Origin of the sequence: Mesorhizobium sp. 2RAF45 (genome assembly GCF_052115225.1) — a bacterium.
Lineage (GTDB): Bacteria > Pseudomonadota > Alphaproteobacteria > Rhizobiales > Rhizobiaceae > Mesorhizobium > Mesorhizobium jarvisii.
On sequence record NZ_JBFRGG010000006.1, the window covers coordinates 1 to 22,802 of the forward strand.

The following is a 22,802-nucleotide window of genomic DNA, read 5'->3' on the forward strand; positions in this document are numbered from 1 at the left end:
CAAGCAACGGTTGCAGACTGCCGGAAAGGAGAAAATGGTCATCCGCATTGCGCTCGCCCGCAAGCTGCTCGTCATTCTCAATGCAAAAGCACGCGACGCGCGTAACGAATTCGCAAATGCAACTTGACACCTCAGATAGTCGCTCATCCCACCGAGCTTCGCTCGGCCACCTTCTCCCACAAGGGGAGAAGGGAGGAGCGCGCACGAGCGCTACGCCAAATCTTCTGAATGCCCGACAACCACGCCATACTCAGCAGCCGAATCCAGCATCGTGTGCCATAGGCTTTCGGCGAAAGTCGCGAACACCAGCACGTTGAACACAGCCTGCCCATCTGCCTGATCATTTCCGCGCCACAGCGTGACACTGGTGTGATCCATCGACGTGGCCGCCGCCGCACCGACAGCAAACACACTGGGATGCAGATCGATAGACGACATCTTGGCCAACATCGCTCGCGCCTTGGCGCCGGAGACGGCGATCAGCACCCGCGCATGCGATTGGTCGGACAGTGAAGCCGATCCAGCACGGAGAGGAGCGAGCGCCGCCATCGCGTGCTTGCGTCCCTTCGACAGAATGAAAAACTGATCCGGTCCCGACCAGATCAGCGTGGCATCAGCCGTGCCGACCGCCTTCGGCGTTTCTGGAGCGGCAACACCAAAGCGACCTTTGGCGGCCTTGGCCAGCTCCGCCGTCTTGCCGCGCCGCGCCATCACCTGGACGAGGTCGAAATTGCGGATCTCGGTCAGCGTCACGCCGGCATCGCCATGCGCGCCATACCGCCCCACCGCGAGCACGCGATCGAGCGGACTGCGAACGTCCCAGGAAAACTCAGCCACGCTGGCGCCCTCCATCCGGATCGTAGAAAACGGGATTGCAGAGCTCGACGTCATAGTCCTCGCCGCGTATCGGGTCATGCGCATGGACGATCTCGCCGATGCGCTCGCGTCCGCGCTCGACAAGCGCGAGCCCGATCCACTGGTCTGATGTCGGCGAGAAGCAGACCGAGGTGACATAGCCCTGGTCGTTGCCTGGTCCGGGCGTCTGCCCCTTCGGGATGATGTGCGCGCCCGAGCGCAGCCGGCGCGCTCTGTCCGTCGGCTTGATGCCGACCACGACCTGCCGGTCGGGCGCGGCCAGCGCCTCGCGGCCGGCCATGACGCGGCCGATGAAGTCCTTCTTGGTCGACATCATCTTGCCTAGGCCGAGATCGGCGGCCGTTGTCGTGCCGCTCAGTTCCGGTCCGGCGATGTGACCCTTTTCAATGCGCATCACGCCGAGCGCCTCGGTGCCGTAAGGCGTGACGCCGAACGGTTTGCCGGCCAGCATCAGATTGCGCGCCATCGCCTCGCCGTAGCGTGCCGGAACGGAAATCTCGAACGCCATCTCGCCGGAGAAGGAGATGCGGAACAGCCTTGCCTTGATGCCGCCGCGCAAGGCGACTTCGCGCGCGCCCATGAACGGAAAGCCTTCATTGGACAGGTCCTCCGTCGGGTCGACGATCTCCTTCAGCAGGTCGCGGGTCTTCGGGCCGGCAATGGAAAACTGCGCCCACTGGTCGGAGACGGAGGTCAGCTGCACGTCGAGCTCGGGAAACAGCACCTGCCGGCAGAATTCGAGATGCTGCATCACCAGCCCGGCCTTGGCCGTGGTGGTGGTCATGAAATAATGATCCTCGGCCAACCGTGAGGTCGTGCCGTCATCATAGACGATGCCGTCTTCCCGCAGCATCAGCCCATAGCGCGCCTTGCCGACCGCGAGGTTGGAGAAGGTGTTGATGTAGACGCGGTCGAGGAAGGCGCCGGCATCCGGGCCAAGCACGTCGATCTTGCCGAGTGTCGAGACATCGCAGAAACCGACGCCGCTTCGCACCGCCTTGACCTCGCGCGTCACCGATTCCAGCCAGTCCTTCTCGCCGGCGCGGGGGTACCACTGCGCCCGCTTCCAGAGTCCTGTGTCAACGAAAACAGCACCCTGTTCGGCGGCCCAGTGATGCGACGGCGTCAGCCGCGTCGCATGAAAGGTCTCGTCGCGATGATGGCCGGCAAAGGCGCCGATGGCGACCGGCACGTAAGGCGGCCGGTAGATGGTGGTGCCGGTCTCAGGAATGGACTTGCCGGTCACCGCAGCCATGATGGCGAGGCCGGCGACGTTGGACGTCTTGCCCTGGTCGGTCGCCATGCCGAGCGTGGTGTAGCGCTTCAGATGCTCGACCGATTCAAAACCCTCGCGCTGCGCCAGTTCGATGTCGGAGGCGGTGACATCGTGCTGGTAGTCGACGAAGGCCTTGCCCTTGCCGGTGACGTGCCAGAGCGGCGTCAGCGAAAAGGCTTCGTCGTCGGCGACAGGCGCGGTGCCTGCCTTGCCATTGTGTCCGGCATCGTGCGCCGCGCCCGCGCCGGCGGCAAACCCTTGGGCGAGGCAGACGCCAAGTCCGAAATCGCCGTTGGCGGCGCCCGCCGCGACCATGCCGGGAGGCGCGCCGTCGGGCACGAAGGCGGCGATGTCGTCGCGCCATTTCGGCCGGCCGCGATGATAGGAGGTGAGCCCGACCGCCGGGTTCCAGCCGCCGGAAACCGCCAGCCCGTCGGCCTCGACTTCGGCGCGTGCGCCGCCGGTCAGCGACACCGCGATCTTTTTGACGCCGTCCTTGCCGCCATCGACGCCGGTCACGGAGCCGTGCAGCACCGGGAAGCCACCCTTGGAGGCGAGCGAGCGATGTGCGGGCGACACGTCAGGCCGCGCGTCGATCACCGCCGCGATTTGCAATCCCGCGCCGAGTGCTGTCTCGACCGTGCGCCAGCCATCCTCATTGTTGGTGAACAGCCCGATGCGCTTTGCAGGAGCGGCGGCATAGCGTCCGACATAGGTTCGCATTGCCGAAGCCATCATCACGCCGGGGGTGTCGTTGCCGGCAAAGACGATCGGTCGCTCGAGGGCGCCGGCCGCGACCACGCAGCGCTTGGCCACGATGCGCCACATCCGCTGGCGCACCTGATGTTCGGGTGGCGAGGGCAGGTGGTCGTTGACCCGCTCCAGCGCGCCATAGGTGCCGCCGTCATAGACGCCGAACAGCGTCGTGCGGGTCATGATGCGGACATCGGGCATTGCCGCCAGTTCGGCCAGCGTCCGCGACAGCCATTCGGCGGCCGGCAGGCCATCGATCGTGCCGCCATCCGACAGCAGGCGGCCGCCGAACGCAAAATCCTCTTCGCACAGGATGACGCGGGCGCCGCTGCGGCCGGCGGCCAACGCCGCCGCCAGACCGGCCGGACCGGACCCGGCGATCAGCACATCGCAATGCGCCCAGGCCTTGTCGTAGTGGTCGGGATCGGCGACGCCCGCAGCGCGGCCGAGGCCGGCGGCGCGGCGGATCGCCGGCTCATAGATGGCTTCCCAGAACTTCGCCGGCCACATGAAGGTCTTGTAGTAGAAGCCGGCGACGAAGATCGGCGCGAACAGCTGGTTCACCGACATCACGTCGAAGCGCAGCGACGGCCAGCGATTCTGGCTGGCGGCCTCGAGCCCCTCATAGAGTTCGGCCGTCGTCGCCTTGGTGTTCGGCTCGCGCCGTGCGCCGGTGCGCAGTTCGACCAGCGCGTTGGGTTCTTCCGAGCCTGCTGTCAGGATGCCGCGCGGCCGATGATATTTGAACGATCGGCCGACCAGCTTGACGCCATTGGCAACCAGCGCCGATGCTAACGTGTCGCCCTGGAAGCCGGAAAAGCTCTTGCCGTCGAAGCGGAAGTTCAGCGGCGCCGAGCGGTCGATTAGGCCGCCCTTGTCGAGCCGGTTTGTCTGCGCGCCGGCCATCACGCGCCGACCTTCGCCGCACCGGCGCCCGCAGCCGGCTCGACCACAGAAATCTCATGCGTCAGCGTGTTGCGGGTGACCTTCAGCCATGCCCGGCAGCCGCCGCCGTGATACCAGTTCTCGCTCATCACGCCGGCGACATTGTCGCGCAGATAGACATAGTCGTAGACCGCTTCCTCACCGGCATCCGCCGCCGGCCGCGCCGGTTTGGCGTCGCCGAGATAGGTGAACTCGCCGAGTTCGCGTTCGCCGCAGAAGGGACAGACAATGCGCATGATTTTCCGGCCGTCCTCAGTGCAGGTTCGGTTGGGCGCCCTGGCCCTTTTCGTCGATCATGGCGCCAGTCCGGAACCGGTCGAGGCGGAACCGTGCAGCCTCTTCATGCGGCGTGTCGCGGGCCAGAAGATGGGCAAAGACGAAGCCTGAGCCGGGCGTCGCCTTGAAGCCGCCATAGCACCAGCCGGCGTTGAGATAGAGGCCTTCAACTGGCGTCTTGTCGATGATCGGCGAGCCGTCCATCGACATGTCCATGATGCCGCCCCACTGGCGCAAAAGCCGCACGCGCCCGATCATCGGCATCAGCGCCATGCCGCCCTCGCAGACATCCTCCATCACAGGCAGATTGCCGCGCTGGGCGTAGGAATTGTAGCCGTCAATGTCGCCGCCGAAGACAAGGCCGCCCTTATCCGACTGGCTGACATAGAAATGGCCGGCGCCGAAGGTCATGACGTTGGGGATCAGCGGCTTGATCGCCTCGGAGACGAAGGCCTGCAGCACGTGGCTTTCGATCGGCAGGCGCAGGCCCGCCATATCAGCGACGCGCGACGAGGAGCCGGCGACCGCCATGCCGACCTTGCCGGCGCCGATCCTGCCGCGCGAGGTTTCCACGCCGCTCACCTTGCCGTTGGCATCCCTGACAAAGCCGGTCACCTCGCAATTCTGGATGATGTCGACGCCGAGCTCGCTCGCCGCATGGGCATAGCCCCAGACCACGGCATCGTGCCGCGCCGTGCCGCCGCGCCGCTGCAACAGCCCGCCTTGCACGGGGAAACGCGCATTGTCGAAGTTCAGGAACGGCATCATCTTCTTGACCGCCGCGAGGTCGAGCAGTTCGGCGTCGATGCCGTTAATGCGCATGGTGTTGCCTCGCCGCGCATAGGCGTCGCGCTGCGCGTCGGAATGGTAGAGGTTGATGACGCCGCGCTGGCTGACCATCGCATTGTAGTTGAGGTCTTGCTCCATCCGCTCCCACAGCTTCATCGACAATTCGTAGAAGCCGGTATTGCCGGGCAGGCCGTAATTGGAGCGGATGATTGTGGTGTTGCGGCCGGCATTGCCGGAGCCGATCCAGCCTTTTTCCAGCACCGCGACATTCCTGATGCCGTACTCGCTGGCCAGGAACCAGGCGGTGGCTAGGCCATGACCGCCACCGCCGATGATCACCACGTCGTAGCGATCTTTCGGCGTGGCGTCGCGCCAGGTGCGCTGCCAGTTCTTGTGGCCGGACAAGGCGGCGCGGGCGAGCGAGAAGATCGAGTATTTCATCAGTTCATTCCGAGGTCGCTCGCACCGGCAGGGAATTTTCTTGACGCATCGGATTTGCCCGAAAACCGTGTGACACTTTTCGGTCCGATGCGCCTAGATATCCAGCGTGTGGTCGCGCTCCCATTGCGTGAAGTGCGAAGCATAGGAATTCCATTCCTGGTGCTTCAGCTTTAGGTATGCCGACGAGAATTCCTCACCCAGCGCCGCCTTGAGTGATTTGTCCTTGTCGAACTCGCGCAGTGCGTCGAGCAGGTTGAGTGGCAGTTTCGGCGCGCCCTTCACCGTGTGGCCGTGCTGGTACATGTCGATGTCGTAGCGCTTGCCGGGATCGGCCTTGGAGCGGATGCCGTCGAGGCCGGCGGCAATGATCACGGCCTGCAAGAGATAGGGGTTTGCCCCACCATCGGGCAGGCGCAGCTCGAAGCGGCCGGGGCCCGGCACGCGCACCATGTGGGTGCGGTTGTTGCCGGTCCACGTCACCGTGTTCGGCGCCCAAGTCGCGCCGGAAATCGTGCGCGGGGCATTGATGCGCTTGTAGGAATTGACCGTCGGGTTGGTGATCGCGGCGAGTGCGGAGGCATGCTTCATGATGCCGCCGAGGAAGTGCTTGCCCTTGGCCGATAGGCCGAGCTCCATCGAATTGTCGGCGAAGACATTGGTCTTGCCCGCCTTGTCCCACACCGAGATGTGGGCATGGCAGCCATTGCCGGTCAGGCCCTGGAAGGGTTTCGGCATGAAGGTGGCCCGCAGGCCGTGCTTCTCGGCCACCGACTTGACCATGAATTTGAAGAAGGAGTGCTTGTCGGCGGTGGCGAGCACGTCGTCGAAGGCCCAGTTCATCTCGAACTGGCCGTTGGCGTCCTCATGGTCGTTCTGGTAGGGGCCCCAGCCGAGTTCCAGCATGTGGTCGCAGATCTCGGCGATGACGTCGTAGCGGCGCATCACCGCCTGCTGGTCGTAGCAGGGCTTCGAGGCCGTGTCGTATTGGTCTGATATAACGCTGCCGTCCGGCGAGATCAGGAAGAACTCGGCCTCGACGCCGGTCTTGACATGCATGCCGTCGCCAGCCGCCTCCGCGATCAGCCGCCGCAATGTGTTGCGCGGCGTCTGGTCGACCTCCTTGTCGTCCATGATGCAGTTGGCGGCGACCCAGGCCACTTCCTTTTTCCATGGCAACTGGATGACCGAGTCCGGATCCGGCACCGCGAGCATGTCGGGATGCGCCGGCGTCAGGTCGAGCCAGGTGGCGAAGCCGGCAAAGCCGGCGCCATCCTTCTGCATGTCTGATATCGCCTGCGCCGGCACCAGCTTGGCGCGCTGGCCACCGAACAGGTCAGTGTATGAAATCATGAAATATTTGACGCCGTTCTTTTTGGCGAAAGCGGCGAGATCGTTCCCCATTATAGTTCCTCGCTTATGGTATTTGGATGCTGTTTTAGAAGCCGTTCTTCCCCGGTATCCAGTTGGTGCCGGCGAGCGGCACGCCGGCCATGGCGGCTGCCTCGATCGTCAGGGCGACGAGATCCTCGGGTTCGAGATTGTGCAGGCTGTTCTTGCCGCAGGCCCGCGCAATCGTCTGCGCCTCAAGCGTCATCACCTTGAGATAGTTGGCGAGCCGCCGTCCAGCAGCGATCGGATCGACCCGCTTCATCAACTCCGGGTCCTGTGTGGTGATGCCGGCGGGATCGCGGCCTTCATGCCAGTCATCATAGGCGCCGGCCGTGGTGCCGAGCTCGTTGTACTCCGCCTCCCAGCGGGGATCGTTGTCGCCGAGCGCGACGAGAGCAGCCGTGCCGATCGAGACCGCATCGACGCCGAGTGCAAGCGCCTTGGCGACATCGGCGCCGTTGCGGATGCCGCCGGAGACGATCAGCTGCACCTTGCGGTGCATGCCGAGATCCTGCAGCGCCTGCACCGCGGGCCTTATGCAGGCGAGCGTCGGCTGGCCGACATTCTCGATGAACACTTCCTGCGTTGCCGCCGTGCCGCCCTGCATGCCGTCGACGACGACGACATCGGCGCCGGCCTTCACCGCAAGCGCGGTATCGTAATAGGGGCGGGCGCCGCCGACCTTGACGTAGATCGGCTTCTCCCAGTCGGTGATTTCGCGCAGTTCGAGGATCTTGATCTCGAGATCGTCCGGGCCGGTCCAGTCGGGATGGCGCGAGGCCGAGCGCTGGTCGATGCCCTTGGGCAGGGTGCGCATTTCTGCGACGCGGTCGGAAATCTTCTGGCCGAGCAGCATGCCGCCGCCGCCGGGCTTGGCGCCCTGGCCGACAACCACCTCGATCGCATCGGCGCGGCGCAGGTCGCGCAAATTCATGCCATAGCGTGACGGCAGATATTGATAGACCAGTTGCTTGGAATGGCCGCGCTCTTCCTCGGTCATGCCGCCGTCGCCCGTGGTGGTCGAGGTGCCCGCCAGGGTCGCGCCGCGTCCGAGCGCTTCCTTGGCCGGGCCGGAGAGCGAACCAAAGCTCATGCCGGCAATGGTGATCGGTATCTTCAACTCGATCGGCTTCTTGGCATGGCGCGAACCGAGCACGACTGATGTGTCGCAGCGCTCGCGATAACCTTCGAGCGGATAGCGCGAGATTGAGGCGCCGAGGAACAGCAGGTCGTCGAAATGCGGCAGCTTGCGCTTGGCGCCGGCGCCCCGGATGTCATAGATGCCGGTCGCCGCGGCGCGACGGATTTCGGAAAGCGTGTAGTCGTCGAAGGTCGCGGATTTGCGCGGCGTCGTCGGCGGGTTGCGATAGGTCATGCTGCCTCAATACGCGTCGGCGTTGTCGATATTGAAATTGTAGAGGGTGCGCGCCGAGCCGTAGCGCTTGAACTCCGATGGCTTGACGCCGGTGACGCCGGCGCGGTCGAGCAGCCCCTGAAGCAGTTCCAGGTGTTCGGCCCGCATCTCCTTGGCGATGCAGTCGGCGCCGAGGCTGTCGACCTTGCCGCGCACGAACAGCCGCGCCTCGTAGATGGAGTCGCCCAGCGCATCGCCGGCATCACCCAGCACCACCAGATTGCCGGACTGCGCCATGAAGGCCGACATGTGGCCGATATTACCGTGCACGACGATATCGATGCCTTTCATCGAGATGCCGCAGCGCGACGAGGCATTGCCCTCGATGACCAGCAGGCCGCCCTTGCCGGTGGCGCCGGCATATTGGCTGGCGTCGCCTTTCACGATGATCGAGCCCGACATCATATTCTCGCCGACGCCGGGTCCGGCCGAGCCGTGCACGGTGATCGTGCTGCCTGAATTCATACCGCCGCAGTAATAGCCGACGCTGCCGCGCACATCGATGGTGACGGGCTGGTCGACGCCGACGGCGACCGAATGGCTGCCCTTTGGATGCAGCACTTCCCACGCCGTTTCGTTGGAACCGGGCGTCAGATTGTGCAGCGCCTGGTTAAGCTCGCGCAGCGACGACACATCGAGATCGAAGATCCGGGAGGCCTGGTCGTGCGACGCCGCCTTTGAAAGTTTGGTTGCCGGCATGAACTCAATGCTCCCAGAAATAGACGGTTGCGGGTTCCGGTTCCCAGACCCTCGCATTGTCTATGCCGGGCAGTTTGGTCAGCGCGCGATATTCCGAGCCGAAGGCGACATACTGGTCGGTTTCGGCCATGACGGCGGGCTTGCAGGCGATCGGGTCGCGCACCACGCCAAAACCGTTCTTGGTGCCGACGACGAAGGTGAAGAAGCCGTCGAGGTCCGAAAGCGTGCCTTCCAGCGCTTCGCCGAGGTTCTTGCCATGCGCCATCTGCGAGGAGAGATAGGCGGCCGCGACCTCGGTATCGTTCTCGGTCTCGAATTTCATGCCCTCACGGATCAGCTCGCGGCGGACATTGTTGTGGTTGGAGAGCGAGCCATTGTGCACCAGGCACTGGTCGGCGCCGGTCGAGAAGGGATGCGCGCCCATCGTCGTCACCGCGGATTCCGTCGCCATGCGGGTGTGGCCGATACCATGCGTGCCGCTCATCTTGCGGACGTCGAAGCGATCGACAACCGCCTCCGGCAGTCCGACTTCCTTGTAGATCTCGACGACGTCGCCGGCGCCCATGATGCGGATGTCGGGGCGCAGCGCCTGGATCGCCTCGCGCGCTTCGTCGATCTTGGCAGGCGCGGTCCTGACAACGGCATGGGTCGACTTCACCGCAATGCTCACGGGCGCACCGATGGCCTTGGCAAGCTCGGTATCGAGGTCGCGAAAATCGCGCGCGGGCTTCGCCGACTGGATGGTGATCTTGGCCTCATTGCTGGAAGGCGCGCCATAGATGGCGATGCCTGCGCTGTCGGGCCCGCGGTCGCTGAGCGATACCAGCATCTCCGACAGCATCGCGCCGAGCTTCGGCTCCAGCGACTTGTCCTTTAAAAACAGTCCGACAATTCCACACATGTCAGCCTCCCGGCGTTTGTAGCTAGAAGATGATGTATCGGATGAGTCCCGCAAATTCAATCATATGAAAAAAATTTTCCTGTAGTTACGTATGTGGCGCAATGCCGCTTTGCGAATTATCACTGCCCTGCGCGGCATTGTGAACCCATTGGGCATGGCGGATACGGGCGAGCTTGTAGGCGTCCAAGATGGATAGCGCATAGATCAGCAAGCCGCCGGCGTGACGGCCGATGAAGCTGGCGTCGGGCGGCGCGATCTTGGCGGTCACCCAAGCCAGGATCACCATGAAGAAAAGGAACTGCAGCCCGCGCACCGGCACGCCCAGAATGACATGGCCGCTTGCCGGCAGCACGATTGACGCGCCGAGGACGAGATAAGGGCTCACCGGTGCCGGCTGCGTATTCAAACTGGTCATGCGGCTTGCCGTTCGCTTTGGTTGATGGCGTCGCGCAGTGCCGAGAGCGAGGTGAGCAGCCGCTCGATCAGCGCTGGATCGATCTGTGCCTCACCGAACGCGGCCTGCCGGAAAACGCCGTAGCGCGCCCGTTCGGCCTCGGCCAGCAGCCACACGATGCGCACGCCGTTTGGCGTGATCAGCAGTTCCTTGGCGCGCCCTTCCGAAAAGGGTTCCAGATGTTCGGCGATGATGCCTTGCGGGAAACGCGTGCCGCGGCGGTCGGTCCGCAGCACCGCCTCGGCCGGAAATCCCGGCGCCTTCGGCAGCGTATGCTGGAGGTGATCGAAATTGGAGAAGGTCGTCGGCGAGCCCGGCCGCATCATCATGTCGAACGTCGCTGGCACGGCTACCTTTTCGGTGATCGAAACGCTGAGCCAGCGCGCCGGGAGTTTTCGTGTCGCCAGCGTGTCGACGATGGTGCGCAACTGGACGCGCTGGCCGTTCCACGAGCCTTCCCAGGTGACGACACCGGCGGTGCCGTCCAAAACATCAGCGGCGTCGGCGACAATGGTGCGTATGCTGGCCTCCTCGGCGGCGAGTGCCGCCAATGCCCTGTTGCGGCTGCGCCGCGCCAGCCACGCAAGATGGAGGACGAGAGCCAGGACAATGACCCCGGCGAGCAGTGCTGATGTCACTTCGGACATTTGTCATGTCTGGCCCGCCAAGGATCGGGACGGGCCGTCTCCCATCAATAGCCCTGCGGTTTCGGCCACGGCATGGTGAACTGGTCGCCGCGCCGCACGAATTTGTAGCGGTAGAAATGGAACCACAGCGAGATCAGGAAATAGAAGATGGTCATCGCGATCAGCTGCGAGCCGAAACCGAGGAAGATGGCGAAGAAGGTCACCACGCAAAGGCAGAACAGCACGATCGCCGGCAGCGGATGGAACGGGTGCGTGTAGCCACGGCGGATCGTGCCGAGGGGCCACTTCTTGCGGAACATCATGATGTTGATGCTCATGAAGGTGTATTGCAGCACGCCCGACAGGATCGAGAAGGTGATCGCCTGGTTGAGGTCGGCAATGAAGGCGAAGGCAAGCGCGATCGGCAGCAGGAACAGGATCGAGCGGTAGGGCGTGCGGTATTTCGGATGCACCGCCGAGAACCAGCTCGGCAGATAGCGGTCGCGGCCGAGCGAGAACCATGCGCGCGCTGCATCGTTGATGCAGCCATTGGCGGAGGCCAGCGCCGCCAGCAGCGTTGCGATGAACAAGAGGTTTTCCAGCAGCGGGCTGCCGGTCAGCTTGCCGGCGTCCCACAAGGGATAATAGGTGATGCCGAGATATTCCCAGGGCATCAGCGAGGCGCAGACATACCAGGTCATGGCGGCGGCGATCAAAAGCGTGATCATGCCGGCCATCGTGCCGTAGGGCAGCGAGCGGGCCGGCGAACGCACTTCCTCGGCCGCCTGCGTGGTGCCTTCGATGCCGAGATAATACCAGATGCCGAACTGGAAGGCGGCGATGACGCCGATCCAGCCATAGGGCAGCGCATTGCCCGGCGTCACCAACTCGTTGAGCTTCAGCACCGCGCCTTGCGTCCACGGGCTGACCGAGAAGAACAGGATGACGATCGAGACATAGGCAATTGCGGTGATGACGAAGTTGACGTTGAGCGTCATCAGCACGCCGCGATAGTTGAGCCAGGCCAGCACGACGATGGTGGCGGCGATGAAGGAATTGTGCGTGAGCCCTTCGACGCCGGCCTTGGCGACGATGGTGTCGCCCAGCAGGATCGCGTCCGAGACTTCGAGCATCGTGTAGGCGAAGACCAGGAACAGCGCGACGTTGAAGGCCATCAGCGGCCCGACAATATGCTTGGCCTGCGCGTATTGGCCGCCGGCCGCGGCGACCGTCGACGTTACCTCGGAATCGATCATGGCGACCGAGGTATAGAGCAGCCCGACGATCCAGCAGACGATCAGCGCGGCGAGCGCGCCGCCCTTGTCGGCCGAAAAATTCCAGCCGGTGAATTCACCGACCAGAACGATGCCGACGCCGAGTGCCCAGACATGGGCCGGGCCGAGCACCCGCAGCAGTGAAACCCTGTCGCCGTGAATTGCCGGTTCAAGTACGGTCGTCGTCATTGTTCGTCCCCACTCAAATCCGGTGTTTCTCGGAAACGGCTTCAAGCTCGCCTTCGCGTGACGAGGTCAGAACGTCTTCGGAATAGGTCGTGTCGACCTTGAACCAGTCGTAGAGCATCCACAGCGCGAGCACGATCGAGATGCCCCAGCATGCGTAAGAGAGTGAAATCCACATGGTGCGTCCCCGATTGCTTGTCTTCGGAACTCTTACTTGTCGTCGAATTTTTCGTTGATGACGTCGCGATATTCGCGGTCGGAGGCTCGGAACAGGAAGACGAAATAACCGATCAGCACCGCCGCCATGATGATCAGCGTCGGCCAGTCGATGACATAGTGGAACCGGTTCTGGATGACGTCATGCGCCGTCTCGGGCGTGTAGCCGAGCTTCTCCCAGATGGCGGCCATGGTCGGGTTCTGGCCAAGCGCTTCCCAGGTCTTGGCATCGAGCGCGTCGATGGATTTGGCGGCTCCGGCAAGGCCGAGCTTCAGCGGCAGCCACAACGCCACGAAGATGGCGACCACAACGACGACGATATCGAAAACCTGGCCGGCCTTGCTCTGCTCCGGCGGCGTATAGCGCGACATTTCTTGTACCCCTCAGGACTGGCGGTTGCGGGATGCGTCGGCGTTCTTGATGTCGAGGCCGTAGATGAAGTCCTTGTCTTCCTTGTAGTGTTTGACCATCGCCAGGATCGCGGCCGTGTTGAAGATCAGCACGGCTGCAGCGGCGATCGCGACGACGGCCTTGATGCCGGCGTGCGGGATGTATGGCCACGTCATGAACAGGACGAAGAGGATCGTCGCCCACAGGCAGATGATCAGCAGCGCGGATCCGCGCAAATCGGAACGGTACAGCACCTCGATGCGCTGCTGCAGGTCTGACATCGGTTTTTCCCCTTTTTTCGACGCCCCGGTTCCGAATCCACCGCGCATCGCTCTCTTTCAAGAGAGTGAAATTTTTTTCATAAATTCAGGCCGTTTACCGCAATTGTCAAGACGAATTTACGCTGAGTTAACCGTTTGCTTGGGGTGATGAATTTTGCCTGACAATGAAATTATTTGCTTTCAGGGGATTGCGGCCCTCCCGCGTTTGCGGTCAATATTCAACCCAAAGCTCCGGCCTCCAAGCCAAGGAGCGGGGAACAGTGGATTTTTGAACGGAGGACGATCGGATGACGGCATCCTGGAGATTTTCGACCCTGGCGGATCGCCATCGCGCGCTGGGTTCGAAGCTCGAAGACTGGAGCGGCATGGGCACCGCCTGGACCTACGACAAGGATGCTGACGAAGAGTACATCGCCATCCGCACCAAGGCCGGGCTGATGGATGTGTCGGGCCTGAAGAAGGTGCACATCACAGGGCCGCACGCCTCGCATCTCATCGATCTCGCAACCACCCGCGACGTCGAAAAGATCTATCCCGGCAAATCGGCCTATGCCTGCATGCTCAACGAGGCGGGAAAATTCACCGACGACTGCATCCTCTACCGCACCGGCCCGAACAGCTGGATGGTCGTGCATGGCTCGGGCACCGGCCATGAGGAATTGCAGCGCGCCGCGATGGGCCGCGATGTCTCGCTGCGCTTCGACGACAATCTGCACGATCTGTCGCTGCAGGGGCCGACCGCGGTCGACTATCTCGCCAAGCATGTGCCGGGGATTCGCGACCTCAACTATTTCCATCACATGCAGACGCAGCTGTTCGGTTTCCCCGTCATGATCTCGCGCACCGGCTATACCGGCGAGCGCGGCTACGAAATCTTCTGCCGCGGCCAGGATGCTGGCACGATCTGGGACAGGATCCTCGACGAGGGCAAGAGCGTCGGCATCATTCCCTGYCGCTTCACCACGCTCGACATGCTGCGCGTCGAAAGCTACCTGCTGTTCTATCCCTACGACAATTCGCAAAAATATCCGTTCGAGAATGAAGGTCCTGGCGACACGCTGTGGGAACTCGGCCTCGACTTCACCGTCAGCCCCGGCAAGACCGGCTTCCGTGGGGCCGAGGAACATTACCGCCTGAAGGGCAAGGAGCGCTTCAAGATTTTTGGCGTGCTGCTCGACGGCAAGGAGCCGGCCGACGAGGGCGCGCCGGTCTATCGCGACGGCAAAAAGGTCGGCGTGGTGACCTGCGCCATGTATTCGCCGCTGGTCAAGAAATCGATGGGCATCGCCCGCCTCGACGTCGACTGCGCGGTCAAGGACACCAAGCTCGAAATCCGCAACAAGAGCGGATCGATCAAAGCGACCGCGCAGCCACTGCCGTTCGACGATCCCAAGAAGACCAAGCGCACGGCGAAAGGCTGAGGCATAATCAACAGCGAGAGGTTCGAGGCACGAAGATTTAAATGGCAGCCAAAAACATCATCAGCCGGCCGGTCTACGGAACACTCTCTCCGCAGCCGGGCAAGCACCATCTTTTCATCGCCGATGCCGAAGGTGCGCTCGCTATTTCAGATATGGCCGCAAAAACGCCTGCCGGGTTTTTCGATGGCGCCGAAATCGACTTTATCCCGGGTCCGGACAACAAACACGTCGCCACCCTCGAAGCGCTGAAGCCGGCGCAGTTTCATCTCGCGCCATCCTTTGCCAGCCTGCTGCCGAGGCTGAAGCAGACGCTGGGCAATGCGCATATGGGCCTACGCCTCTACCTCGCCGGCACCGAGGGATTGATCGGCCAGGCCATGCAGGTGGCGCTCGAAGCCGGTATCGACCACACCTCCATCCAGACCGAGCATCGCGGCTCGCTGGCCAGGCGCATGCAGTGCGTGCACTGCAAGGGCATCACCGAGAACGTCACGACACAGCCAGCAGCCTGTTCGCATTGCGGCCTGCTGCTTCTGGTGCGCGATCACTATTCGCGGCGCCTCGCCGCTTTCCAGGGTGTCTGCATCAACGCCGAGGATCGCTCGGAGATCCCTCCAATCGAGGAGGCCTTCCCATGAGCACCGGCACCACCAAGCTCGATGTCGTCGTCAGCGATGTCGTCCCGGTCAACGAACTGGTCACCCGCTTCCATTTCCGTCGCCGCGACGGCGAGCTGTTGCCGACCTTTTCCGGCGGTGCGCATGTCGTGGTGGAGATGCGCGATGGCGATCGCACGAGGCTCAATCCCTATTCGCTGATGGGTTCGCCGCTCGACACGCGCGAATACACGATCTCGGTGCGCCGCGACGATGTCGGCCGCGGCGGCTCGCTGTTCATGCACCGGTCCGTCAAGCCGGGCCTGGAGATGGTGATAAGCTATCCCGTCAATTTGTTTTCGCTCGATCTCAGGGCGAAGAAGCACTTGATGCTGGCCGGCGGTATCGGCATCACGCCCTTCATGGCGCAGACAGCGCAACTGGCGGGCGAGGGCGGCAATTTCGAACTGCACTACACCTGCCGGACCGCCTCTCTGGGCACTTATGCCGACGTGCTGCGGGAGCGCTACGACAGGCGCATCCGGCTCTACCATGACGACCGTGACGAGCGCATCGATCTCGACCGGCTGCTGTCGACGCAGCCGCTCGGCACGCATCTCTATGTCTGCGGCCCCGCTGGCATGATCAACTGGGTGCGCGACCGCGCGGCCGCCTTGGGCTGGCCATCGGAGGCCGTGCATTTCGAGCATTTCGCGGCACCCCAGCCCGGCCTGCCTTTCGATGTGACGCTGGCTGTCAGCGGCAAGTCGATCCGCGTCGATGAACAGCAGAGCCTGCTGGAAGCGATCGAGGCCGCCGGTGTCGATCCGCCCTATCTCTGCCGAGGCGGCGTCTGCGGCCAATGCGAAACCAATGTCATCTCTTACGATGGCAAGTTCATCCACAACGACCACTGGCTGAGCGAGGAAGACCACCGCTCGGGCTGCAAGATCATGCCATGCGTGTCGCGCTTCGAGGGCCGGTCGCTGGTGCTGGAAAGATAGGAGGCGAGCTTGGGCATCACCTTTCGCAAGGAAACCTTCCGCGACGATTTCACCTTCAGGAACAGCCCGGAGCACATCAGGCGGTTCCCGTTCCCGTTCCATGAAGACGCCTACATGTATGCGGTCAACATCGAGCCGCACGTCGTCGGGCCGAAGGGCAGCGTGCTGGAGAATCTGATCGATGTCGACGAGCACTACGTCGCCGAGATGCAGGACCGCGCTTTGGTGCTCGCCGAGGATCCGCTGCGCTGCCAGTCGCTGCCGCATATGACGCTGGCCGGCTGGGATCTGCTCGAACTGCTGATGGAACAGCAGGCGCTGGGCTATCCCGAGCATTTCACGCTGACGCGGGACGGCGACCGTTGGCGCTGGATCAACCGGCCGCTCGGCATCGACGACACCTTCACATTCGGCGACACCTCGACCCTGCCTTACGGGCCGATGGAATACATCACCCGCCAGAGCCAGGGCGATTTCTGCATCCTCGATCAGCGCGACGGCAATCTGTGGATGGATGCCGGCATGGTCACCACCCAGGCCGACTGGTCGCTGGATTTCGACATCGGCATGAATTTTTTCGAGTGGCATGCACCGGTGCCGCTGGCGCATGAGAAGGGGATTTTCACGCGGGCGCTGAAATTCCTCACCAACATCCAGCAGGGCAAGCCGGCGCGGCGCCTCAACTGGACGATGACCATCAATCCGCGCCTCGATACCAGCCCGGAAAATTACCACAAATGGGGTCCGGACCGGACGACCGTGACGCCCGAGAATGTCGGCGACAAGGTGCATCTGCGCGTCGAGCTGCAAAGCTTCTGGCGGCTGCCGCGCTCCAACGGCATCGTCTTCCCGATCCGCTGCTACCTGATCAAGATGGACGAGCTGGTGACGCAGCCGAAATGGGCACGCCGCCTGCACCGCGTCATCCGCGACCTGCCCGAGGAACTCGCCACCTACAAGGGTCTGACACGGTACCGGCCGACGCTGGTCGAGTGGCTGTCGAAGCTGGATGATGGCAGCGCGACCAGCCCGGGTTTTGGGCCCGATTAACCCGCGCTGTTCTGCGGATAGCAGATGATCGACAGATACCGCATCGGCAGTTTCGTCAGCTGCTCCGGGCCGTGCGGCGCGTCGGCGTCGAAGAACAGGCTGTCGCCCGGCTTCATCGGATAGAGGTTGCTGCCGTGCCGGTAAACGACTTCGCCCTCCAACATATAGAGGAACTCCATGCCCTCGTGCTGGAAGGTCGGGAACACATCCGAATCCTCGGTCAGCGTGATCAGGTAGGGTTCGACGACGACACCGCTGGTGTTCGACCCGATATGGCCGAGCAGATTGTACTGGTGGCCGGCGCGCGTGCCGCGGCGCTCGACATCCAGGCCTTCGCCGGCCTTGACGAAGACAGCGCTGCGCTCCTCCTCGAAGCGGCGGAAGAAGGCGGTGACGGGAACGCCGAGCGCCCGCGACAGCGCCTGCAGCGTGGTCAGCGACGGCGAGGTGATGCCGTTCTCGATCTTCGACAGCATGCCCAGCGAAATGTCGGTGGCGACGGCGAGATCGGCGACGGTGATACCGAGCTTCTTGCGGAACGCCCGCACCTCGCGGCCGATAGCCACCTCCAGAACTTTCTCGCGTGTGTCGCGGATGGCGTGCGGGTTCTGCGTCAGCGGTGCGCGGATGGTCTTGCCGTCCGCCGAGACCTTTGGCTGGGGCTTCGGCTTGGCACCGGCAAGCCCGGCCTTGGAACTGTCTTTCGCCATGTCGCTCCCGGATTTCGCGGATTAATTTCACTCAAGGTGAACATCAGAGCTGGCGATACAGCAGCGCGGCGGTGTCGGCAAGCCGTCTTAAGTGCCATCGGACGATCCCATGGATTCTGTCCGCGTAGGTTTTTCGCCAGGAATCCTTTGCGGGCAAACGCTGTTCCCGCAGATGTCAGTTGACAGCACCGAAGGGCCAATTAGTGTCACTGTCAGTGAAATTTGTTTCGCTGGGGAAATCAAAAAATGAGGAGGCCCTTGAAATGAAAACGCGTGTTGCCGTCATCGGCGCCGGACCGTCCGGCCTGGCACAGCTCAGGGCCTTCAAGTCGGCTGAGGACAAGGGCGCCGACATCCCTGAAATCGTTTGCTTCGAAAAGCAGTCGGACTGGGGCGGCCTGTGGAACTATACCTGGCGCACCGGCCTCGACGAGCATGGCGATCCCGTGCATGGCTCGATGTACCGCTACCTCTGGTCGAACGGGCCGAAGGAATGCCTGGAGTTCGCCGACTATACGTTCGAGGAGCATTTCGGCCGGCCGATCGGCTCCTATCCGCCGCGCGCCGTTTTGTGGGACTACATCAAGGGCCGCGTCGAAAAATCGGGCCTGCGCAAATGGGTGCGCTTCAACAGCCCGGTGCGCATGGTGACCTTCTCGGACGAGACCAAGAAATTCACCGTCACCGCGCATGACCGCGCCAACGACGTCACCTATTCCGAAGAGTTCGACAACGTCGTCGTCGCCTCAGGCCATTTCTCCGTCCCCAACGTTCCCTATTTCGAGGGCTTTGCCACCTTCAACGGCCGCATTCTGCACAGCCATGATTTCCGCGACGCGATGGAATTCAAGGGTAAGGACATATTGATCATCGGCCGCTCCTATTCGGCCGAGGACATCGGTTCCCAATGCTACAAATACGGCGCCAAATCCATCACCTCCAGCTATCGCTCCAAGCCGATGGGCTTCAAATGGCCGGAGAATTGGAAGGAGGTGCCGCTGCTGCAGAAGGTCGTCGGCAAGACAGCCCACTTCAAGGACGGTTCGACCAAGGACGTCGACGCCATCATCCTGTGCACCGGCTACCTCCATTCCTTCCCCTTCCTCACCGACGACCTCAAGCTCAAGACCGCCAACCGCATGTGGCCGCTCGATCTCTATGAAGGCGTGGTGTGGGAAAAGAATCCGAAGCTGTTCTATATCGGCATGCAGGACCAGTTCTACACCTTCAACATGTTCGACGCGCAGGCCTGGTTCGCCCGCGATGTGATCATGGGCCGCATCAAGCTGCCGTCAGTCGAGGCGATGGCCGAGCACAGCGCCAAATGGCGCGCCCGCGAGGAAACGCTGGAAGACGCCGAGCAGATGATCTGGTTCCAGGGCGATTATACCAAGGAATTGATGGACCAGACCGACTATCCCGGCTTCGATGTCGAGGCGGTCAACCAGACTTTCATGGAATGGGAACGCCACAAGGCGGAAGACATTATGGGCTTCCGCGACCACGCCTACCGTTCGCTGATGACCGGCACCATGGCGCCGCTGCACCATACGCCCTGGCTGCAGGCGCTGGACGATTCCATGGAGAGCTATCTCGAGGTGAAGGGCGTCGCGGCGGAGTAGCCGCGGCGCATCTTCCAACCTAGAGCCGCTCACCGCTCACCGCTCACCGCTCACCGTTTAACGGAAACGGTGAGCGGCTCTAGCGCTTTGTTTTTGAAGAAATTCCGGACGGAAAACCGCTCACACTTTCCTGGAATTGCTCTAACCCAGCCTTGCCCGCGCCTTCGCCGTCCAGGCGTTGAACAGCCGGTCGGCGACGATGCCGATGAAGGCGATTGCCAGGCCCGCGACAATGCCGCGGCCGGAATCGGCTTTGGACAGCGCGATGAACACCTCCTGCCCGAGGTCGCGCGTGCCGACCATGGCGCAGATGATGATCATCGCCAGCGCCATCAGGATGGTCTGGTTGACGCCGAGCATGATCTCGGGAAGCGCCAGCGGCAATTGCACGCGAAAGAAGGTCTGGCGCGGCGTGCAGCCCGACACCTTGGCCGCCTCGATCAGAGCCGGCGGCACCTGTCTTATGCCGTGATTGGTGTAGCGGATCGCCGGCACCACGGCGAAGGCTATCGTTGCAATCATGGCGGTCACGTCGCCGACTCTGAACAGCATCACCACCGGGATGATGAAGCAGAAGGACGGCAGTACCTGCAGCGTGTCGATGATGGGCGTGACGATCTTCTCGAAGCGGTCGCTGCGCGCGGCCATCAGCCCGACCGGGATGCCGATCAGGCATGCGATGAAGGCCGAGATGCCGCAGAGATAGACGGTGGCCATGGTCTTTTCCCACAGTCCGGTGACGGCGCAGAAAGCGGTCAGCGCGGCGACCAGGGCCGCCAGGCGCAGGCCCGAGAGCTGATAGCCGGCAAGGCCGAGCAGGAACACCGCGCCCAGCCACGGAAAGCCTTCGCAGAAGGCGCGCACCGGGTTGAGCACGTTGAGGATCAGCGCCACGCGAAAGGCTTCGATCGCATCGAAGAAGTTGATCGTCACCCAGTTCACCGCCGCCTTCCACAGCGGCGCGGTGGTGAAGGTGATCGCCTTCGGCACCGCCGCGAAAGCCGGGACGAACAGGCCGAGCAGCGTGGTGACGGAAAGGATGGCGATGGCCAGCGACAGATTGGGATGGCGTCGCCAGAAGCTCGGGTTCGCCGCCTGATGAACATGGCCCTTCGCCTGCTTGTGGGCTATGGCCTGGCTCAGCCGGTCGAGTGCGATCGCCAGCGCCACGATGGCGAGACCAGCCTCCATCGCCTCGCCAACCTTCAGCGCGCGCAGCGCCAGAAGCACGTCGTAGCCGAGGCCGCCGGCGCCGATCATCGAGGCGATGATCACCATGTTGAGCGCCAGCATGATGACCTGGTTGACGCCGACCATCAGCGTCGGCCGCGCCGAGGGCAACAGCACCCGCCACAGTTTCTGCCGCGCCGTGCAGCCGGCCATGTCGCTGAATTCGCCGATCTCCAGCGGCACGCGGGTGAGGCCGAGCATCGTCGCCCGCACCATCGGCGGCGTGGCGAAGATGGCGGTGGCGATCATCGCCGATACCGGGCTGTTGCCGAACAGGAGCAGCATCGGGATGAGATATGCGAAGGTCGGGATCGTCTGCATCAGGTCGAGGGCAGGGGAGACGATGAGCCTTTCCGCCCAAGGCTTGCGCCAGGCCCAGATGCCGGCGAACAGGCCAGTGACGATGCAGAACGGCACGGCGATGGAGATCAGCGCCAGCGTCAGCATGGCGCTGGTCCATTGGCCGAACAGCGCGATGTAGAGGAAGCAGCCGCCGACCAGCAGGCTGAGTTTCCGACCGCCTGCGGCATGTCCGGCGATGAAGGCGACGGCGCAGACGCCAACCCAGGAGAGGCGCGGCAGGACATAGGCGTCCGCGCCATGGCCGATCTTGAAATTCTTGGCCAAGAGATTGAGCGCGAAATCGAGCGGCACGCCGAGCACCGCGGTGATCGAGCGCGTCAGCCAGGACAGGTTCGACTTGATCCAGCCCATCAGCGAGCTCACCCAGTCGGCGACCGGTACGACGGCGCTGGCCGGATAGTTGACAGCCCAGGGGACACTGTCCTGCAGCAGGAACACCAACAGCACAGCGGCAAGGGCCGCCGCCCAGACGAGCAGCCACCGCTGAAGTGGCGGCCTGGCCTCGCTGGCGCTTGCCGCCACCGTCATGCGCCGGCTCTCGCGTGCTCGATGCCGGCCAGCAGATCGATGACCGCTTGCGGCGTCACTTCGCCGATCGGCTTGCCGGTGCCGTTGATCACCGCGAACGGCTTGCCGGCCGAGACGATGCTGGCCGAGAAACTGGCGATCTTGGCATCAGGCGAAACCGTGCCGCCATGCTCCGAACCATCGCAAGTCCGCATCAGGCTGCGCGCCGAAATCACCTTGGCGCGGTCGACGTCGCGGGTAAACTCTGCGACATAGTCGGTCGCCGGATTGACCACCAGTTCCTCCGGCGTGCCGATCTGGATGACCTCGCCGTCCTTCATGATGGCGATACGGTCGGCCAGCCTGATCGCCTCGTCGAAATCATGGGTGATGAAGACGATGGTCTTGTGCAGCATGGTCTGCAGCCGCATCAGCTCGTCCTGCATTTCGCGCCGGATCAGCGGATCGAGCGCGGAGAACGGCTCGTCGAGGAACCAGATCTCCGGTTTGGTCGCCAGGCTGCGGGCTATGCCGACGCGCTGCTGCTGGCCGCCGGACAATTCGCGTGGGTAGAAATGCTCGCGGCCGCGCAAGCCGACCAGCTCGATGACCTCGCGGGCGCGCGCCTCGCGCGTTGCCCGGTCCTGCCCCTGGATGCTGAGCGGAAAGGCGATGTTGTCGAGCACATTGAGATGCGGCAGCAGCGCGAAATTCTGGAACACCATGCCCATGCGGTGGCGGCGCAATTCGATAAGCGCCGCATCGGAAATCTTGAGCAGGTCCTTGCCCTCGAATTCGATCTTGCCATGGCTCGGCTCGACCAGCCGCGACATGCAGCGCACCAGCGTCGATTTGCCGGAGCCCGACAGGCCCATGATGATGAAGATCTCGCCCTGGCGAATTTCGAGATCGACGGCGCGCACGGCGCCGACCAGTCCGGCAGCATTGACATCGGCCATGCTGGCCTTGCCGTCGCGCTCGCGGATGAAACTGGCCGCGTTCGACCCGAACAGCTTCCAGACATTGCGGCAGGCAAGTTTTACCGGGCGATCGTTGGTGCCTGGTTGGGTCGATCCCTGTTCAGTCGTCATCCAATCGTCCTTCTGGAACAT

General features: G+C 63.1%; 22 protein-coding genes and 1 pseudogene. 6 read left to right on the forward strand and 17 right to left on the reverse strand.

The annotated features are described in order from the left end of the window. A pseudogene (locus tag AB4Z43_RS17605) lies at positions 1 to 127 on the forward strand (IS110 family transposase); the annotation flags it as partial. A gap of 83 nt (positions 128 to 210) precedes the next feature. On the opposite strand, the gene AB4Z43_RS17610 reads toward AB4Z43_RS17605, so the two are convergent. The 14 genes from AB4Z43_RS17610 to AB4Z43_RS17675 all read right to left on the reverse strand — a co-directional run bounded on the left by AB4Z43_RS17610 (position 211) and on the right by AB4Z43_RS17675 (position 13,187). Beyond that, positions 211 to 837 (reverse strand): sarcosine oxidase subunit gamma, encoded by a 627-nt coding sequence (locus tag AB4Z43_RS17610; protein WP_027046593.1) that lies wholly within the window; start codon positions 835 to 837, stop codon positions 211 to 213. Further along, complete coding sequence (locus AB4Z43_RS17615; RefSeq protein WP_019856853.1) at positions 830 to 3,811, reverse strand: sarcosine oxidase subunit alpha; 2,982 nt, start codon at positions 3,809 to 3,811, stop codon at positions 830 to 832. The genes AB4Z43_RS17610 and AB4Z43_RS17615 overlap by 8 nt, the downstream gene beginning before the upstream one ends. Next, positions 3,811 to 4,086 (reverse strand): sarcosine oxidase subunit delta family protein, encoded by a 276-nt coding sequence (locus AB4Z43_RS17620; protein WP_441938618.1) that lies wholly within the window; start codon positions 4,084 to 4,086, stop codon positions 3,811 to 3,813. The genes AB4Z43_RS17615 and AB4Z43_RS17620 overlap by 1 nt, the downstream gene beginning before the upstream one ends. A gap of 16 nt (positions 4,087 to 4,102) precedes the next feature. Then, on the reverse strand, positions 4,103 to 5,356 hold the full coding sequence (locus AB4Z43_RS17625) for a sarcosine oxidase subunit beta family protein (protein ID WP_038645276.1): 1,254 nt from the start codon (positions 5,354 to 5,356) through the stop codon (positions 4,103 to 4,105). A 93-nt stretch (positions 5,357 to 5,449) separates the two neighbouring features. After that, positions 5,450 to 6,757, reverse strand: coding sequence for a type III glutamate--ammonia ligase (glnT, locus tag AB4Z43_RS17630; protein ID WP_441938619.1), 1,308 nt, complete (start codon positions 6,755 to 6,757; stop codon positions 5,450 to 5,452). 34 nt (positions 6,758 to 6,791) lie between these two features. Beyond that, positions 6,792 to 8,120, reverse strand: coding sequence for an FMN-binding glutamate synthase family protein (locus tag AB4Z43_RS17635; RefSeq protein ID WP_019856857.1), 1,329 nt, complete (start codon positions 8,118 to 8,120; stop codon positions 6,792 to 6,794). Between the two features lie 6 nt (positions 8,121 to 8,126). After that, positions 8,127 to 8,858, reverse strand: coding sequence for a GXGXG domain-containing protein (locus AB4Z43_RS17640; RefSeq protein ID WP_019856858.1), 732 nt, complete (start codon positions 8,856 to 8,858; stop codon positions 8,127 to 8,129). Positions 8,859 to 8,862: 4 nt separating this feature from the next. Next, on the reverse strand, positions 8,863 to 9,759 hold the full coding sequence (locus AB4Z43_RS17645) for a class II glutamine amidotransferase (RefSeq protein WP_019856859.1): 897 nt from the start codon (positions 9,757 to 9,759) through the stop codon (positions 8,863 to 8,865). A gap of 85 nt (positions 9,760 to 9,844) precedes the next feature. After that, positions 9,845 to 10,174, reverse strand: a complete 330-nt coding sequence (locus tag AB4Z43_RS17650; RefSeq protein ID WP_019856860.1) for a hypothetical protein — start codon at positions 10,172 to 10,174, stop codon at positions 9,845 to 9,847. Further along, positions 10,171 to 10,860 carry a hypothetical protein gene (locus tag AB4Z43_RS17655; protein ID WP_064983215.1) on the reverse strand — a complete coding sequence of 230 codons (690 nt, stop codon included), beginning with the start codon at positions 10,858 to 10,860 and terminating at the stop codon, positions 10,171 to 10,173. The genes AB4Z43_RS17650 and AB4Z43_RS17655 overlap by 4 nt, the downstream gene beginning before the upstream one ends. 44 nt (positions 10,861 to 10,904) lie before the next feature. Continuing rightward, positions 10,905 to 12,302 carry an APC family permease gene (locus tag AB4Z43_RS17660; RefSeq protein WP_019856862.1) on the reverse strand — a complete coding sequence of 466 codons (1,398 nt, stop codon included), beginning with the start codon at positions 12,300 to 12,302 and terminating at the stop codon, positions 10,905 to 10,907. Positions 12,303 to 12,315: 13 nt separating this feature from the next. Then, on the reverse strand, positions 12,316 to 12,477 hold the full coding sequence (locus AB4Z43_RS17665; RefSeq protein ID WP_019856863.1) for a hypothetical protein: 162 nt from the start codon (positions 12,475 to 12,477) through the stop codon (positions 12,316 to 12,318). 32 nt (positions 12,478 to 12,509) lie between these two features. Continuing rightward, positions 12,510 to 12,887, reverse strand: coding sequence for a hypothetical protein (locus AB4Z43_RS17670; protein ID WP_019856864.1), 378 nt, complete (start codon positions 12,885 to 12,887; stop codon positions 12,510 to 12,512). Between the two features lie 12 nt (positions 12,888 to 12,899). Continuing rightward, positions 12,900 to 13,187, reverse strand: coding sequence for a hypothetical protein (locus AB4Z43_RS17675; protein WP_027046594.1), 288 nt, complete (start codon positions 13,185 to 13,187; stop codon positions 12,900 to 12,902). Between the two features lie 287 nt (positions 13,188 to 13,474). On the opposite strand from AB4Z43_RS17675, the gene AB4Z43_RS17680 reads away from it, so the two are divergent. From AB4Z43_RS17680 to AB4Z43_RS17695, 4 genes are read left to right on the forward strand one after another with little or no spacing between them, the layout of a single operon-like run. Then, positions 13,475 to 14,608, forward strand: a complete 1,134-nt coding sequence (locus AB4Z43_RS17680; protein ID WP_441938620.1) for an aminomethyltransferase family protein — start codon at positions 13,475 to 13,477, stop codon at positions 14,606 to 14,608. Positions 14,609 to 14,649: 41 nt separating this feature from the next. Continuing rightward, a complete protein-coding gene (locus AB4Z43_RS17685) occupies positions 14,650 to 15,246 on the forward strand; it encodes a dimethylamine monooxygenase subunit DmmA family protein (RefSeq protein ID WP_441938621.1) in 597 nt (198 codons plus the stop codon). After that, positions 15,243 to 16,208: a PDR/VanB family oxidoreductase gene (locus AB4Z43_RS17690; RefSeq protein ID WP_441938622.1), complete on the forward strand. Its 966-nt coding sequence runs from the start codon at positions 15,243 to 15,245 to the stop codon at positions 16,206 to 16,208. The genes AB4Z43_RS17685 and AB4Z43_RS17690 overlap by 4 nt, the downstream gene beginning before the upstream one ends. 9 nt (positions 16,209 to 16,217) lie before the next feature. Beyond that, positions 16,218 to 17,258 (forward strand): heme-dependent oxidative N-demethylase family protein, encoded by a 1,041-nt coding sequence (locus tag AB4Z43_RS17695; protein WP_019856866.1) that lies wholly within the window; start codon positions 16,218 to 16,220, stop codon positions 17,256 to 17,258. On the opposite strand, the gene AB4Z43_RS17700 is transcribed toward AB4Z43_RS17695, so the two are convergent. Beyond that, positions 17,255 to 17,968: a helix-turn-helix domain-containing protein gene (locus AB4Z43_RS17700; RefSeq protein ID WP_064983208.1), complete on the reverse strand. Its 714-nt coding sequence runs from the start codon at positions 17,966 to 17,968 to the stop codon at positions 17,255 to 17,257. The genes AB4Z43_RS17695 and AB4Z43_RS17700 overlap by 4 nt on opposite strands. Before the next feature lie 263 nt (positions 17,969 to 18,231). Between AB4Z43_RS17700 and AB4Z43_RS17705 the strand changes: the two genes are divergently transcribed. Further along, positions 18,232 to 19,590: an NAD(P)-binding domain-containing protein gene (locus AB4Z43_RS17705; protein WP_441938623.1), complete on the forward strand. Its 1,359-nt coding sequence runs from the start codon at positions 18,232 to 18,234 to the stop codon at positions 19,588 to 19,590. Positions 19,591 to 19,731: 141 nt separating this feature from the next. Here the strand turns inward: AB4Z43_RS17705 and AB4Z43_RS17710 are convergent, their stop codons facing one another. Together AB4Z43_RS17710 and AB4Z43_RS17715 are read right to left on the reverse strand one after the other, a co-directional pair. Continuing rightward, positions 19,732 to 21,711 (reverse strand): ABC transporter permease, encoded by a 1,980-nt coding sequence (locus tag AB4Z43_RS17710; protein ID WP_441938624.1) that lies wholly within the window; start codon positions 21,709 to 21,711, stop codon positions 19,732 to 19,734. Then, positions 21,708 to 22,781 (reverse strand): quaternary amine ABC transporter ATP-binding protein, encoded by a 1,074-nt coding sequence (locus tag AB4Z43_RS17715; protein WP_441938625.1) that lies wholly within the window; start codon positions 22,779 to 22,781, stop codon positions 21,708 to 21,710. Before AB4Z43_RS17715 ends, AB4Z43_RS17710 begins: the two co-directional genes overlap by 4 nt. Positions 22,782 to 22,802: the final 21 nt, after the last annotated feature.